This window comes from Mahella australiensis 50-1 BON, from assembly GCF_000213255.1.
Lineage (GTDB): Bacteria > Bacillota > Clostridia > Mahellales > Mahellaceae > Mahella > Mahella australiensis.
Genome location: NC_015520.1, coordinates 1,385,417 through 1,401,783 on the forward strand (window position 1 = coordinate 1,385,417; position 16,367 = coordinate 1,401,783).

7 protein-coding genes are annotated in these 16,367 nt (G+C 43.7%); 6 read left to right on the forward strand and 1 reads right to left on the reverse strand.

Annotated elements, in window-relative coordinates:
• The first annotated feature begins 248 nt into the window (after positions 1–248).
• Positions 249–2,243: a hypothetical protein gene (locus MAHAU_RS06610; RefSeq protein ID WP_013780952.1), complete on the forward strand. Its 1,995-nt coding sequence runs from the start codon at positions 249–251 to the stop codon at positions 2,241–2,243.
• A 49-nt stretch (positions 2,244–2,292) separates the two neighbouring features.
• Here the strand turns inward: MAHAU_RS06610 and lacZ are convergent, their stop codons facing one another.
• Positions 2,293–5,373, reverse strand: coding sequence for a beta-galactosidase, LacZ type (lacZ, locus tag MAHAU_RS06615; RefSeq protein ID WP_013780953.1), 3,081 nt, complete (start codon positions 5,371–5,373; stop codon positions 2,293–2,295).
• A gap of 262 nt (positions 5,374–5,635) precedes the next feature.
• On the opposite strand from lacZ, the gene MAHAU_RS06620 reads away from it, so the two are divergent.
• The 5 genes from MAHAU_RS06620 to MAHAU_RS06640 all read left to right on the forward strand — a co-directional run bounded on the left by MAHAU_RS06620 (position 5,636) and on the right by MAHAU_RS06640 (position 16,305).
• Positions 5,636–7,939 carry a helix-turn-helix domain-containing protein gene (locus MAHAU_RS06620; protein ID WP_013780954.1) on the forward strand — a complete coding sequence of 768 codons (2,304 nt, stop codon included), beginning with the start codon at positions 5,636–5,638 and terminating at the stop codon, positions 7,937–7,939.
• A 178-nt stretch (positions 7,940–8,117) separates the two neighbouring features.
• Positions 8,118–9,086: an ABC transporter permease gene (locus MAHAU_RS06625; protein WP_041643920.1), complete on the forward strand. Its 969-nt coding sequence runs from the start codon at positions 8,118–8,120 to the stop codon at positions 9,084–9,086.
• 21 nt (positions 9,087–9,107) lie between these two features.
• A complete protein-coding gene (locus tag MAHAU_RS06630) occupies positions 9,108–9,989 on the forward strand; it encodes a carbohydrate ABC transporter permease (protein ID WP_013780956.1) in 882 nt (293 codons plus the stop codon).
• A gap of 59 nt (positions 9,990–10,048) precedes the next feature.
• Positions 10,049–11,677 carry an extracellular solute-binding protein gene (locus MAHAU_RS06635; protein ID WP_013780957.1) on the forward strand — a complete coding sequence of 543 codons (1,629 nt, stop codon included), beginning with the start codon at positions 10,049–10,051 and terminating at the stop codon, positions 11,675–11,677.
• Positions 11,678–11,742: 65 nt separating this feature from the next.
• Complete coding sequence (locus tag MAHAU_RS06640; RefSeq protein ID WP_013780958.1) at positions 11,743–16,305, forward strand: glycosyl hydrolase family 28-related protein; 4,563 nt, start codon at positions 11,743–11,745, stop codon at positions 16,303–16,305.
• Positions 16,306–16,367 lie beyond the last annotated feature (62 nt).

Sequence of the window (16,367 nt, forward strand, 5' to 3'; positions counted from 1 at the left end):
TGCCTTTCATGCAATATAAAAAATAAATTAAAAGTGCTGAGGAGGTTATATTATAATGCTTAAAAAGATAATAGGGTTGTTGTTGTCATGGTGTATGGTTTTTGTAGTAGGTGCTGGTTCCATAGATAAAGTACTCATAACTGAATAATAAGCGTATAATTATATTTATCAGTTGAATATTACAATACGCCTTGAGTACTTTCAAAATTTGCGAAAGTACTCAAGGCTGTTATAAGGAGAGAATTAGCATGGTTATTTCCGATCTAACACACTTTTTAGCTGAAAGATGTGAGGTCAATATTTCGGAGAACGGTAACAGCATCGTTTTGGATTTCGATAAAGAAGGAGGAGATCTGATCTGCGAAAAGGACATCCTAGAGCAATGGTGGCGCAATGAGGGTTATCTGATACTTGATGTATTAAACCATGAACAATGGGTTATGGGAGTTGTTATAAAATTTTGGGAAATCAATAGTACCAAACCTGATTTGAGTGTTACTATGGGCGTGCTCCCTGGCATAAAGGCCAGATTATCTTTGCCGTCTAATGCTCTGAATTCACAGCATATGTTTTTACCTAGAACACCTGGGAAATTAAAAACGGTTGTTGCAGGACAGGGGGTTGATCCGTCGAAAATCTGCAAACTTTCCATAAGCAGTATGGAATGTTTTACGCGCCAAAGACTCGAAATATTTGATATGCATGTTGCGAAAGAAGAACCGGATTATCCTCTGCCTGACACTGTTTTGGTCGACAAATTGGGGCAACTGATTACAAGGGAGTGGTATGGGAAAACTCACGGTGAGGATGAGTTAAAGGTTTATTTACTCAATGAGTCTGAGAAGTCAATCAGTGCTCAGGGCAGATGCGCATTGGATGAATACGGTGGATGGCAAAACAAACGCTTTAAAGCCAGCGGTTTTTTTAGAACAGAATACGATGGGAGAAGATGGTGGCTGGTAGACCCTGAAGGAAATGCTTTTTACAGCTTAGGCATGGATTGCGTATGGCCGGGTGAGAATGCTTATATTAATGGGATAAGGAAATTCTTCGAATGGTTGCCCGATGAGAAAGGTGCTTTCAAAGAAGCTTGGACTATCAGTACATCTAACAGTGACGAAAATTATTTCAATTTTACTATAGCTGATTTCATAAAAACATTTGGCAATGTCTGGTGGGGCCAATGGGCGCGGATTACTAGGAGAAGGTTATTGGAATGGGGTATAAATACCATAGGTAATTGGTCATCGCCAGATTTTATAAAATGCGCCCGAATGCCATATGTATGGCCACTCGCGGATTTTCCGGATACCGAATATAAAGTATTTAGAGATTTCCCGGATGTATTCTCTGAGGAATATGAGAAGAATGCAATAAAATTTGCTAGACAGTTAGAGCCTTTTAAGGAAGATCCATATATGATAGGATATTTCTTGCGGAATGAGCCTCAATGGGCTTTTATACAAGATCTCAATCTAGCAAGAATATTACTAGAGGATGATAATCCATCAGCATCAAAAGATGCCCTTATAAGTTTTTTAGCCAAACGATATGACGGGGATATACAGAAGCTTTCAAAAGAATGGAATATTGATCTTTTATCTTTTGATCAATTAAAAAACAGCCTAGATACAACAGCTTTATCGCCTAAAGCCCTTGCGGATCTGGATGATTTTTCAGAAGTAATGATAGAACGATACGTTGCCGTGCCCAGTAAAGAGGTAAAGAAAATAGATCCCGATCACCTGAATTTGGGCATGAGATATGGTTATATATCCCAAGATAAGTTATTGGCTGGCCATCAAAATTTTGATGTATTTTCGATTAACTGCTATAAAATGTCACCAGCTTCTGATGTTGATTATGTGGGCAAGATTATAGATATGCCTGTGCTGGTTGGGGAGTTCCACTTCGGAGCATTGGATCGAGGGCTTTTAGCCACAGGACTTCGTGCTGTTACCGATCAACAACAAAGGGGAGTGGCTTTCAAGTATTATGTTGAAACCGGAGCGGCTAATAAATACTGTGTCGGTACGCACTATTTCCAGTTAAATGATCAGCCCGTATTGGGACGTTATGATGGGGAGAATTTTCAAATAGGAGCAGTGGATGTCTGTTGCAAGCCATATAACGAATTTACAGAAGGTATAAAAAGCGCTTCTTTTGACTTATATAAAGTCATGGCCGGAGAAAAATCAGCATATAATATTTATCCGAAAGAGATAGAAAGAATCGGATTTTAGGACATATGTTTTATAATGGGGGTGTATACACCCCCATTATAAATAATTCTTATATTGTTTGAGGATAGCGTTTGCTCGATGCTACAGCCGACATGGCATCTGCCGAAAATGGTCTTAATATGAAGCTGAAGCTCACATCCTCCGGCTTGAGCTGGTATTTTTCCAATGGACCGGGACCACAGCTATTGCTGCCGAGGCCGTCTTGCTCATAATCTATATTGATTATAGTCTCATCGCGATGTACCAGTTCATAGGTATGGTCGGCCTTGGTCAGATCCTGTGTCGTGTAATGATGCACGCTTATGTTAAACGTAGGTTTTCCAATTATAAGCCATCCCATGCCGCGCAAATTCGTAACAGCAGCCCAGCGTACATCCGATTTATTGCCGTTTTCCTGCGGGCGTATATAGGGTACATGCTGCTCATCCACTGTGCCGGCATATACGTCTATTCTGGCGCTTTCCTTTTTATCTATGTAATTTTCATGCGGACCGCGCCCATACCATGTAAATTGCTCCATACCTTTTGGCAATTGTATTTCCATGCCTATGCGCGGCAGATGGGGTAGATCGGAACGCAGCGATATGTCAGCATCTACTTCTATATCACCGTTACCGTATACGATATATGCAACATTAGCACGACATACCGGTGTTAAACTGTATGGGGCTAAGACGTATGATACCATAATCTGTGCCGCTTGCGGGCAAAGCATAGAAAATGAGATATCAGCAATACGGCTTATCAGCTTGTCCAATCCCACTCTTTTCCATAATTCTGCTTGATGTATATCGTTATCGGTAGGAGCTCTCCACAGATTTATCCGTGGGCCTTCGTGTATCATTGGCATACCGTTGTAATTATAAGATGCTATTCTCCCATAATGCTTATCGAATATCAATTTAAAATCATGGCCTGCTATTTCTATAGTGTTGTCGGTTTGCAGACAGCTTAGTTCCGGCATTTCCGATACAGCTATAGGTACGGATGGTGCCTCCACAGGCAGCTTAAATTGTGCCCATGCTATTTCAAAGCCACGTTTGGCCCATAGCATGTCTTGGTTTAATGTAAAGCTGAAATTTATCCAGTATTCGGTACCCGCTTTAGCGGCAGGCATGGTATAAGGTACTGTTATCTTCATGGACTGGCCGGCGGCTATATCCAGGGCAGGCAGAGCGCCGTGCTGTATCGTTTTTCCGTCGCTCACCAGAGACCAACTGCCATCGAGGTGCCTCAGCGATATGAAATTATATAGATTGCTGATGGAAAATGTTCCTGTCGCCATATCTATAGCATCCACCTTTACCGGTTCTAATACCTTTTTATATTCGATAAGGCCGGTATGGGGTATACGGTCGGGAAAATTCAAGCCGTCGATGCAGAAATTGCCATCATTCGGCTCGTCTCCGAAATCTCCACCATATGCAAACCATTCCTCCCCTGACGGCGTATGTTGGCGTATACCGTGATCCACCCATTCCCAGACACATCCGCCTATAAGCCGTGGGTATTTATAGATGGTTTCCCAGTATTCTTTGAGATTGCCGGGGCCGTTGCCCATAGCATGCGCATATTCGCACATGAAAAATGGGCGTGGGTCATCGGTCCTTTGTCCTTCTTGTGCAAGCTTTTCCACTGTGGGGTACATGACACTTACTATATCAACGACCGGTGCGTCGTGAGCACCTTCATAATGTATGGGCCGCGTCGTATCGTGTTGGCGTATCCAGGCTGCCATAGCATCGTGATTGCGTCCATAGCCTGATTCATTGCCCAGCGACCATATGATGATGGATGGATGATTTTTATCCCGCTCCACCATGCGCTCGGCTCTATCCACATAAGCCTGTTCCCATTCCGGGTCGTCGGAGATCTGATTGAGATTGCCCGTAAATGCAAATCCGTGGCATTCGAGATCGGTTTCATCTATGACATATAGGCCGTAACGGTCGCACAGATCCAGCCAACGCGGGTCATTCGGATAGTGAGATGTTCTCACAGCGTTTATGTTATGCTGCTTCATAAGCGTTATATCCTTGATCATGGATTCCAACGATACAGCGTGGCCAAGGTCTGGATGTGTATCATGCCTGTTCACACCCTTTAATTTCACTGATACACCGTTTACCAATAGTTGCTGATTTTTTATCTCTATTTTGCGGAAGCCCACGGCAAAACTTTCGATTTCTTCTGTATTGCCTTCGGCATCATTTAGAGTCAGTATCAATGTGTACAAATATGGATCTTCGGCTGACCACTTATGAGGATCAGAGACGGGCGTTTCCATATCTACGATGATTTCTTCTCCTAAAATTGGGGCAGCTGTGGCGTCTTTTTTGGCTACTTTTTGCCCGTCGCTGTCTAATAGCTCCATTATTACTGTATAGTTTTCGCTCTCGTGATTTGCATAATTTTTGATGTATGTTTTTACGTTGAGTACAGCATCCGCACACACATCATCAAGAATTGTGTCGACGTGCACATCGCGCATGTGTACGCTTGGTGTGGCTATAAGGTACACATCGCGGAATATACCGCTTAAGCGCCACATGTCCTGGTCTTCCAGATAACTACCATCCGACCATTGATATACCTGTACGGCCAACGCGTTGCCGCCTGCATGTACGTATGGCGTGATGTTGAATTCCGACGGCAGATGACTGCCTTGGCTATAGCCGACTTCGTGACCGTTTATCCATACTCTGAAGGCCGAGTCGACGCCCTCGAATGTTAAAAAGACCTGTCTGTTCTGCCACGATGGCGGTATCTCAAAATCACGCCTGTATAATCCCACAGGATTGTCGTCAGGAACGTAAGGCGGATCCACGGGATAAGGATACGCTACATTAGTATAGTTGGGCTTACCGTAGCCGAGCATCTGCCAATTGCTGGGCACAGGAATTTCATCCCACGTTTGCGTATCGTACTCAGGCTGTTCGAAACCCATTGGGCAAGCTGCGGGATATGGCAGATAACAAAATTTCCATTGCCCATTCAGCAGCTTGAAATACGGCGAAAGACCTCTTTCGAAAGAGGCAGCAGCACCTGCGTCAGCATACGGTATCAAGGTAGCGTGGGCAGGCTCTCTGTTTTTGGTCAATATATATTGATTTTGCCAATCACATTGCATAACAAAACCTCCTAAATATATCTATATTATAATTCTAACATTGCCATCCTACCTTGTAAACCGGATTATATTAATATTTATATGGCTATTTGAAACTGTCGCTTGCAAAGCTTATAAGATAGTCGATCGCGTTATCAGTGAATAACGCTATGGTCGAGAACGAAAGAATATGATATAATACTTTCATAAAAGAGTTGTATATTTTCGCTTGAATAGGCAATAACGGAAAGGAGGAGGAGCAGCGCTCTGGCTGTGCAAGCTTATGAAATGGAATATAGCCTATTATCTGCATAAATATCGTTTTAAGAGCGTGTATACGCGATTGATAATAGTATTCAGCATCATATTAGCCGGTGTGGTACTAGCCGTGGGAGGATTCTCGTATATCAGGGCGTCTCAAAGCATAAAAGAGAAGGTGAATGAGGCCAATCTTCAAACCTTGCGTCAGATGCAGCAGGTTATGGATGCGGCGATGAAGAAAACAGACACCATAATCAGTAATCTATCGATGCACTATCTTATGCAGAAGGATTATAACAGACTGTCCTTATCCGAGAAACTCGAACTGCCCACTATGGTCAGTTCTCAAATGACCGAAACATATATAGACTCTATATATGTGTATTATCTTGAAAGCGGTAAAGCGCTTTCCGCCCCCGGCGGCGCTGTTGATGCCAGTGTGTTGCCGGATACCGGTTGGCTTGATATCTATGATGATGCCGCTCCTCTGGGCTTTAGGAAATTATTGATAAATCACCGCGTTATAGATAAGGTTGGTGCAAAAGTTGACGCCATCACCGTTATGAGAGAGTTCCCGCTGATGTCGCTGCCTAAGGTAGGCGTTATTGTGATCAATCTCGACAGGACCAAGCTATTCAGCGTTATTCAACAGAATATGCCTGCGGATCAAAATCTATTTGTGACGGATGCAAATGGTGAACTGTTGAGCGGCGACACCGATTATTTTGCTCTATTGTCCCGACAAAACGATTTCTTTAACGTAATAAAAAGCGACAGCGGATATGGTCAGATAGACATAAACGGGGAGTCCAAGATGATATCCTGCGTTCGTTCACCATACAATGGCTGGATGTATGTCAAGGCGGAAGATGTAGCATATCTTACTGCTGCTACGAAAGGGATAAGGGATCTCACCGTATGGTTGATGTTATTATGCTTAGGCGGCGGCATGGCCGTTTGGGCAATTGTATCCCTTAACTTTTATAAGCCCATATTAGAAGTTCTAAATAGAATTGGGGGCAGAGATATAGCAGCCGACGACGAGTATAGGGTGCTCAGCAAAGCGGTCGATGATATAATGGTTCAAAAGAGCAATATAGAGGACTTATACGATAACAGCCGACAGGAGATAAAAAGCGGCCTATTGATCAGCCTTTGCAGTGGCTATATAGATGACATGGAACATGTATTCAGGCAATTGGATGCTATAGGCTTTCCTTATCAACATTGCGGCTTTGCTGTGGCAATCGTGAGTACGGATAGATTTAGCGATGCGGCGTATATCCGTAATACTGGAGCCATTGCAATTATGAAAGCGGCGATAAGAGATATAGTGGAAAGCATATCTGTACCGGGCGTTCATGCCGTAGCCGGGAATATGGATGAGAATAGGATAATAGCGCTGATGAGCTTTCACGGCGATGAGAACGCTGTTATAAGCGCTGCGAAAGCTATGCAGCAGGATATTGAGGATAGACTTGGCATTTCGGCGACCATAAGCATAGGCAACGCTTATGAGAGGATAACCGATATACATCTATCATATCGTGAGGCATTGGACGCTTTGAACTATAAAGTACTTACAGGAAACGGTTCGTTGATCCATATAAACAACTTCAGCATAAGCGGCGATGTGCCTAAGTACTATTATCCCATGGATAAAGAGATCGAGATGATAAATGCCATAAAAGTAGGAGACAGGCTTGCTGCCATGAACGTCATCGATGAGGTTTATGACGGCATACCCAAGTGTGCGGGTATGGCCTCATATATATCCGAGATGCTGTGGCAATTGATGAACGGCGTCTTTCGCGGCATGGGTACCATGGGTATGAGCTATGAGGATGTATTCGACAGGAGTTTCTTTGAAACATATAAGGATTATCGATCCATAGAGGATATCGATGGCATGAGAACTTTTATTGAGGAAAGGGTTAACGCTCTTATCGATTACATCGATAAAAAACACAGCAGCAAGAACAACGCTATTGTAGAAGCCGTAAAGGCCCATATAGAAAAACATTATTCTGAAGACCTTTCGTTGGACGATGTGGCGTCAAAGGTGTATATGAGTACCTCATATATGAGTACCTTGTTCAAGGAAGTTACCGGCCATAACTTTACAGATTATGTAATAGGAGTGCGTATGAGCAAAGCCAAAGAACTTTTGGTGTCTGACGACAAAGATATAAATGCTATTGCCGGTATGGTGGGATATAATAATATGCGCAGTTTCCTCAGAGCATTTAAAAGGTGTACGGGGATGACGCCTACAGAATATAGAAAATCAAATGCTGTTGATAAGCTGGCGGATGATATTAGATGAGCCAAAACAATTCATAGAGCGATATAATGTCATTTATCTAATGAAATGTCACATGCACTGATCATGAAATCCATTATGGTCAGTGCATTTATTTGATAAAAAGTCACTATCAATGTTTCCTCCAATGAATTAAAATTACGATGTAAACAAACAACAGAGAGGAGACAAACAGGTGAGCATGAGATCGAACATCTTATTAGAGGCTCCCGAACAAAACAATAGCCTTATATATAAGATAAAGAGGCAATTCAAGATATACGGTCAAAATAAATATCTCATTTTATTATTTTTACCCGGACTCATATGGTTCATCATATTTAAGTATGGCCCGATGTACGGGCTTTTGATGGCCTTTCAGGATTATTCGTTGGTAAAAGGCGTTTGGGGCAGCACGTGGGTTGGGCTTAAACATTTCCAGTATCTATTTACGGGACCGGATTTCTTACCGGTTTTAAAGAATACCATAATAATCAGCGCATATAAGATAATATTTGGTTTTCCCGCACCCATAATACTTGCGTTGATGCTCAACGAAGTAAAGAGCACGGCATTCAAACGCACTATACAAACGGTGAGCTATTTGCCGCATTTCTTTTCATGGGTTGTATTGGCTGGTTTGGTGATGATGGCATTATCACCGTCGGTGGGTATAGTCAACCAGATAATACAGGCATTTGGCGGAAAGCCCATATTTTTTGTGGCCGACAAACAATGGTTTCGGACGGTGCTTGTGGCGACCGATATATGGGCGAGCATAGGGTGGGGTTCGATCATATATCTGGCGGCTATAGCCGGTCTGGACCCTGAATTGTATGAAGCGGCGGTTTTGGATGGCGCCAACCGTTGGCAACGCATACGGCATATAACCATACCAGGTATAGCTCCCACAATAGCGGTAATGTTGATATTGAGGACCGGCAGCATACTGGATGCCGGATTCGATCAGGTTATGAACCTCTACAGTCCGCCGGTATACGATGTGGCCGACATTATCGATACCTACATGTATCGCATGGGTATAGGCGGATTCCAATTCAGTCTTACCACAGCCGCAGGCATGTTCAAATCGGTGATAGGATTTGTGCTGATAATAATCACGAATATACTGTCAAAACGCGTAAGCGAAGGCGAATACGGTATATGGTGACAAAGAGGAGAGGAAAAGACTATGAAAGTTAAACGCGGTTCAGGAGAGATAATATTTGATGTGCTCAACTATACATTGCTTATACTATTGGCGATAGTTACTATATATCCGTTCTGGCATACGCTGGTTTTATCCATAAGCGCCAGGGAGTCGGCTATGGGTATGAGCTTCCGTTTGTGGCCGACCAAGCTTGATTTCACATCATGGGAGATGATAGCCGGCCGTTCGTATATGTGGAATGGTTTCTATAATACCGTCGTGCGAACGGTACTCGGGACTGCCATAGCGGTTATTTTGACCGTTACGACCGCCTATCCATTGGCAAAGAAAACATTTCCACACCGTGATTTTTTCACCGGCCTTATAATATTTACGATGCTTTTCGGCGGGGGTATGATACCTACCTATGTGCTGGTAAGCGGATTGGGGCTTATGGACAGCGTGTGGGCATTGGTAATTCCGGCGGCCATATCGCCGTTTAATGTGGTTATAGTCAGGAATTTCTTTCAATCCATACCGGAGAGCCTTGAAGAATCGGCAAGGATAGACGGCGCCAACGATATGCTCATACTCTGGCGCATTGTGTTGCCGTTGTCCACGCCGGTTTTAGCTACCATCACGCTGTGGATCCTAGTCGGGCACTGGAATGCATGGTTCGATGCCGTGTTGTATATACATGACCGCGGCAAATTTGTGCTCCAGCAACTGTTGAGGGAACTGGTGGTAATGAACACCGTGGACCCGCATATAGCCGTACCTCAATCCGACACGGCCGTACCGCCGATGGCTGAGAGTGTAAAATCCGCGGCCACCATGTTTGCGACCATACCTATCCTGATAGTATATCCGTTTTTGCAGAAATACTTTACCCAGGGCATAATGATAGGAGCGCTTAAGGGTTGATATCGTGGCGGATAAAACGCTTTGATATATAAAATTTATTTTTGAGGAGGAGTTTTTCTATGTCGAAAAGGTTCATTGCACTGTTGCTGGTGCTGATACTGGCATTATCGGTATTGATAGCCGGTTGCGGCACCGACGGAAAGGAAATTGGCTCGGAGGATACGGACGGGCAAAAACCTTCCGAAGAAGGCACAACGCCCCAGCCGGAAGAAAAGAAGTATACCATAAAATGGGTTGGCACCAGCGCCGATCGTAGCCCCGTTGAAAAGGATACGCCCACGGAGAAGTATTTGGAAGAGAAGTTCAATGTGGACATTGAGGCCTACTCGCTTACGGATTTCAATAATCAATTGGCTGCTATGATCGCGTCGGGCGATATCCCGGATGTTATGTTTTCATTTGAACCTCAGAATTGGCAGCCGTTGGTTGACCAAGGGGCATTGGCCGAAGTTTCCGAGGATGTGATAAGGAAGAATGCGCCCAATGCGGCAAAGCTTATCGATGAGACTGATCCGCGCGTATGGGCCATCGGTAAATATAAAGGGAAGAACTGGGCCGTACCCAAGGTAGTGGGAACGGAGTTCAATACCGGTGCCGTATGGCGTAAAGACTGGCTGGACAAGCTGGGAATAACAAAAGTGCCGGAAACATTGGATGAATATGCACAGGCTTTTGATAAGATCGTAAACGGTGACCCCGATGGCGACGGCAAGAAGGATACCTACGGCTGTACAGGACAGGGCGGGCATCCGGTGAGGCAATTCGACGCCGTATTCGGAGCATATGGCATTATGCCCGGACAGTGGCGGGTGGTCAATGACAAGGTAATAATGAGCACTATTATGCCCGAAGCATTGCAGGCGTTGACGCTGCTACACGATTGGTATCAGAAAGGATATATCGATCCGGAGTTTATAACCGATAATCCACAGACCGCTGGTCAAAAATTTGACGCCGAGAGATTAGGAATGGGGTGGACGGCTCTTGATAATTTCCATCCTGATGCTCCTAGCGGTCGAGCAACCCTTGACGCATGGTCAAAGAGGAATCCGGATGCCAAGTTTGCCTTTGGTCCAATACCGGCGGGACCCAATGGTGATCGCGGTGACTGGCTATGGGGACCCAGAGGTAATTTTGTAGTATTCGGTGCGCCGCTAGCGCAAGAGCCCGATAAGATGGCCAAGATACTTCAGATGATGGATACTATTCTTTCGGACGAAGAATTAGCTATTCGGGTTTACTGGGGAGAAAAAGGCAGGACATATGACTTCATCGATGCCGCTAAAGGTCCGTCCGGTGGCCTTAAGTATCTGCCGCCATATGATACCGATCCCAATGCCAGGGCTAAGGAAGGTATCGGTTACTTCTTCCAGAACCTGTATCCGGTGTACGATTGGGCATTGCCGAGCATTACAGCTAAATACAGATCGCAAGATCTCTATAAGTTAAATATGGAATTGGCGAATTGGCAGGAGGGACGCGATGCCCTAATGAGGCCATATCTGCCGTCGGCAGCGCAATATCAGGGCAACCTTGATAAGCTCAAGACCACGGCGTACAGCGAGTTCATCACGGGGCAGCGCTCGCTTTCCGATTGGGATAAGTTCGTCAATGAATGGCTGGATCAAGGCGGCCGTAAGCTGACCGAAGAAGCCCAGCAGTTCTATGAAGAGAATATGAAGAAGTAAATAAAGGCTTATGAGGGGTATATCCCCTCTTTCTCTATATATAAAAATAAGGAGGTTGAATCTATATGTCAAGTATAAAAAGGGTTATGGTTTTTGCTTTATCGTTTATATTGGCAGTAATGAATTTTGTAGGCACTGTTCCTTCGACAAAGGCTCAAGAAACTTCGATAGGCATATGCGATATAGACTTTGAAGGATACGGCAATGAACCGACATCCGTTCTTGCTCCAACAGGTAATCCCAGTAAACTTATTGTGGAAAACAAGGACTTTGTTCAAGAAGGTAAATCTAACGCTAGCGGTGCGGCCGCGGCCGGTATGTTCGCCAGAGTAAGCACTGCCGGGGGACAGGATGTTTACGAATCGGTAAGCTTGTCATCTACCGTAAAGCAACAAATGCTTCAGCAACTTAATACGTTGTTGCCTGGCCAATGGAAACTCAAAATAGATATTGATGTAGATATAATGCTGGGCGGAAGCCGTGGCGGAAGACCTGATTTATTTTTCCGTATATGGGGGCAATCCGCTATACTAGGTGAAGGAAATAAAAGCATGGTAGTTGCTAATTATGTGCACTTGGAAGGTGCGGATATTAAAGGGGATAACAAATTTAGCCACTATACGCTAGAAGTTCCTATTAAACTTTATCTCGTAAGTGGGGCATCAAATGATAATAATGGCATAGACGACCAGATGATTGCCGGAAGTTTCACCGGTGTAGACTTTCTATTGTTGCACCGTTCGACATCTGCTACAGAGCCTATGGTAATAGATTGGGATAATATAAAAGTAACCGCTGTACCGGTTGATGTCAACTCACTTTCTACAGCGGCGGAATTTGCCGGGTCTGACATTGCAACAAAAGGATCGTGGATAAATCGATATGGAAGTGACGGGTATATATTGCCGGGTTATAAAGTCGCCCCAAACGATCAGTATCAAAACGTCAGCAAAACGGGTTCCGACGATTTAGCTGTTATGCCGTCCTATATAGATGGATATGCTTATCAAGCAGCAAGTTTATCGGATTATGCTATTACTGTAAATCCCACAAATACAGCATCGCAACCGGGCGTATTAGAACCAGTACCGCCATATACAAAAAGATGGACGACATGGCGTACATATACCGATGCGAAAGTAATATTCGGTGTAAATGATCAACGGCCGCATTTGTTTACGTTTTATATGAGAAACGTTACAGATGATGTGAAACTGGAGATCATGGATGTAAACAATAACGTTTTGGACAGCCGAATCTTCATAAAAGATCAAATAAGCGACGGCATGTATGTGAGTTACATAATAAGCGGCCCGTTCAAGCTCCATGTGATGTCAATGATACCCGGTATGCCTACGCAAGCCAGTATAACCGGTTTTTTCTTTGATGATAACGTAATATCTAACGTGCCGATTAACCTTAATGCTAATGCCGACGGCAGGAAGGCCGTACTGTCATGGCAGAATACCCGGGAGGATACGGAGGTTATTATAGAAAGGAAAGCGGAAAATGAACAAAGTTTTTCTATAGTAACTACTTTAGCCGGCAATGCGGCATCGTATGTTGATGAAGACGTCCAACCCGGTACGAACTACAGCTATAGGCTGAGATATAAAGATAATTATAGCTATTCTCCGTCATGTAGTCCTGTTGACGTTTACATACCTGCATACAACAGCACGATGCTCACGTTGACCTCGGAAGAACCTTCTATTGATATAGGAGATGAAATTACGCTTGAGGCAGTGCTGACAGCCGATATAGACGGACAATTAAGCCCATTAAAAGGGAAAAACATCAGATTTGTGATAGACGGCGAATATGCCGAATATATGAATACCGATATAGGTACTGCTGTTACCGATGAAAACGGCAAAACTACATTGACCTATCGGCCTGTCTATTCCGGTAAATATACCATTAAGGCTGTGCTTGATATGGATGATGTCGACCACTATTTGGGCACACAGGCTACGACTGAGCTTGAAGTAAAGAACATAGCCTGGCAGCAACCCCCGGCGCTTTTACGCATAACTGATGCTGTAAAACCTGGCGAAATCATAAATATTTACGGTGAAGGCATACAAGGTGATGCTATAGAGATTGCTATAGAGGAAATTAGAGGTCATGATGTCCCCGTTGCTCCATCAGACAGGGCTAGAAGGTTGTCAGCGGTACAGACGAACGAGGAAGGGCATTTTGTTACAACAGTATTGCCTGAAGACATTGAAAGCGGAGCGTATAATATTTGGGTTAAAAATAACTACGGATGGAGCAGTCCCATACAGCTTAATGCACCTAGGCCGCAATGGTTATCTGAGAATACAGCTTTTGCCGGTGTCAAACTAAAGGTGATGGGCCGAAACCTTGATGGAAGGGAATTCGGAGCACAAGAAAAAACCGGTGTTAAATTGACAAATGGCTCACAAGAATATAGGGTAAAGGTAGGGGACGTTAATCCGTTTGCCATAGAATTTGAGATACCGGAAGACGTGCCGGAAGGCAACTACAATGTGTTGATAAGCAATGATGGGCATATATGGAGAGAACTTGAATATGCCGAGGAATATCATCAAAGTTTGACTATAACCGAAGTTGCTCCGGACCCATTGAACTTGAATGTGGCATGGGTGAGTGAATTTAATTGGGATAATAGCGTTGATATTACCGACTTTGGCGCTCTGCCGAATGACGCAACCGATGACACAGTAGCGATTCAGGCAGCCATAGATCATATAAAGACCGATGGAGGCGGTATAGTATATATACCGAACGGAAATTACAGGATTACAGGTATAGCTCTTCCTGCCGGTGTTGTACTTTTGGGCGAGAGCAAAGAGAATGCAGTGCTTACCTATGCTTATACAGGAACGGATGCTGCAAACAGGAATATGATAAATTCGAAGGATGATGGTGCCGTTGTTGGCAGGCAGGGAATAGCATGCCTGAAGCTTACTATAGATGAACAAAATCTCGATCAGCCATTTCCCGATCATTTTATCTGGTTAGGTAATGGTTGGGGCCCGCAAATAGATGATGAGAACCTTAGAACAGCTGAATATATATTCATGAAAGAGATTGCGATGGACTATCCGATGGAAAAAAGACCGGGCAGAGGCATGGGTATAACAGTAGTGGCAAAGGGCCATGTAATGCTTAGAGATTCCGAGCTAAAGGGCTATCAAGCCACGATGATATCTTCGTATATAAGCGGTTATCTCCATGTATTAAACAACAGATTTGATTCTACGGTTGGCAATTTGAGCATAGTCGGAGTCTATTTAACGTTTGAGGATAATTATATGAGACGCCATCCGGATACGGCGGATATAGCCAGTCAAGGTATATTTACCAGGGGACCTTCTTATATCGCGGGAAATATCGTGGAAAATACAGGGACACCAGGACAGAATGACGGAGAAACTTATTGTACCGAAAACTATCGTGGTGGTACCAAAATGTTCGGTAAAGTAATGGGTGCTAATGAAAACACCGTGACGGTTGCACCTAAACAGATAAACAATAATAACTGGGATATTGATAAACATACATGGGCCGGTTGGCATATAGTTATAACCGATGGCCGGGGGTTAGGGCAGGATAGGCTTCTGATAGGATGCGAAGGCAATACTTATACCATAGATAAACCTTGGGATGTCGTACCGGATGGAACAAGCAAGTTTGTAATATTAGTTCCCACCAAAGGGGTAACTTATTATAATAATGTCGCAAAGAATGGTGCCAAGGGATACTGGTTCTATAATGATGTAATCGATTCGGTTATGGTGGGTAACAGCGGTGAAAACATAGAAGGATTTTATGTAAATACTTACCATGTTGAAAGGCCGAGTATTAATGATTCGAGGTTTACTATCGGTTATTTTGTACGTATGGAAGCTAATGAGCTGACTGGTGTTTCTACTAAAAGCAATGTGGGTGGTATTGGCGTTAGAGTGGCATTGGAGGATGGAGCAACCGATGCTTATGCTTATAATGTCTATGGTATATCTATAAGAAATAACTCCATTACCGGGGTAATACCAGCACCTGCGCCCACAGGCGAAACGGAGGCGCCTGATATCAATGGTATATATGCCGTTAATTCAAACAAAGTTCAGCCGGCCACGCGTAATGCGATGATGGGGATCATTATTGAGAATAATACTTTAACCAATATCGACAGAGGTATTTCGCTCGGTGGAACCGGATACCCATTAGCTCCGCAGTGGCAAAAAGATATTTCCAATCCTATAAGTTGGGGTATAATAATCAAAGGAAATGCCTTTAACGATGTTGAGACAGAAATAATAGATCCGGATACCGATGGTACTGTTTATTATGATCAGATAAACGAGCAACTAAATACTGTGTTATTAAATATTGACAAAATTGAATTAAAACCAAAGCAGAAGTCCAACTTTGATATTAGAGGTATTTTGTTAGATGGTCTGATGACTGATCTTGGCCATGCGCAAATAGTTTATCACAGCAGTCAGCCGTTAGTAGCATCAATAGATGGCAAAAGGGTATTGGCCCAAACCGAGGGAGTCGCGGATATATGGGTGACGGTTATTTTAAACGATGCGATGGTGGAGTCGAATAAGGTAACTGTAAGTGTAAGGTCATAAAACAGAGGCAAAAGGGATTGGTTTAATGATAAATGAATAATTTTATTTTATAAATGTAAGGT

Bases quoted from the DNA above. Each gene is read 5' to 3' on its own strand.
- MAHAU_RS06635 (WP_013780957.1), top strand. From the start codon at position 10,049: ATGTCGAAAAGGTTCATTGCACTGTTGCTGGTGCTGATACTGGCATTA.
- lacZ (WP_013780953.1), bottom strand. From the start codon at position 5,373: ATGCAATGTGATTGGCAAAATCAATATATATTGACCAAAAACAGAGAG.
- MAHAU_RS06620 (WP_013780954.1), top strand. From the start codon at position 5,636: ATGAAATGGAATATAGCCTATTATCTGCATAAATATCGTTTTAAGAGC.
- MAHAU_RS06630 (WP_013780956.1), top strand. From the start codon at position 9,108: ATGAAAGTTAAACGCGGTTCAGGAGAGATAATATTTGATGTGCTCAAC.
- MAHAU_RS06610 (WP_013780952.1), top strand. From the start codon at position 249: ATGGTTATTTCCGATCTAACACACTTTTTAGCTGAAAGATGTGAGGTC.
- MAHAU_RS06640 (WP_013780958.1), top strand. From the start codon at position 11,743: ATGTCAAGTATAAAAAGGGTTATGGTTTTTGCTTTATCGTTTATATTG.
- MAHAU_RS06625 (WP_041643920.1), top strand. From the start codon at position 8,118: ATGAGATCGAACATCTTATTAGAGGCTCCCGAACAAAACAATAGCCTT.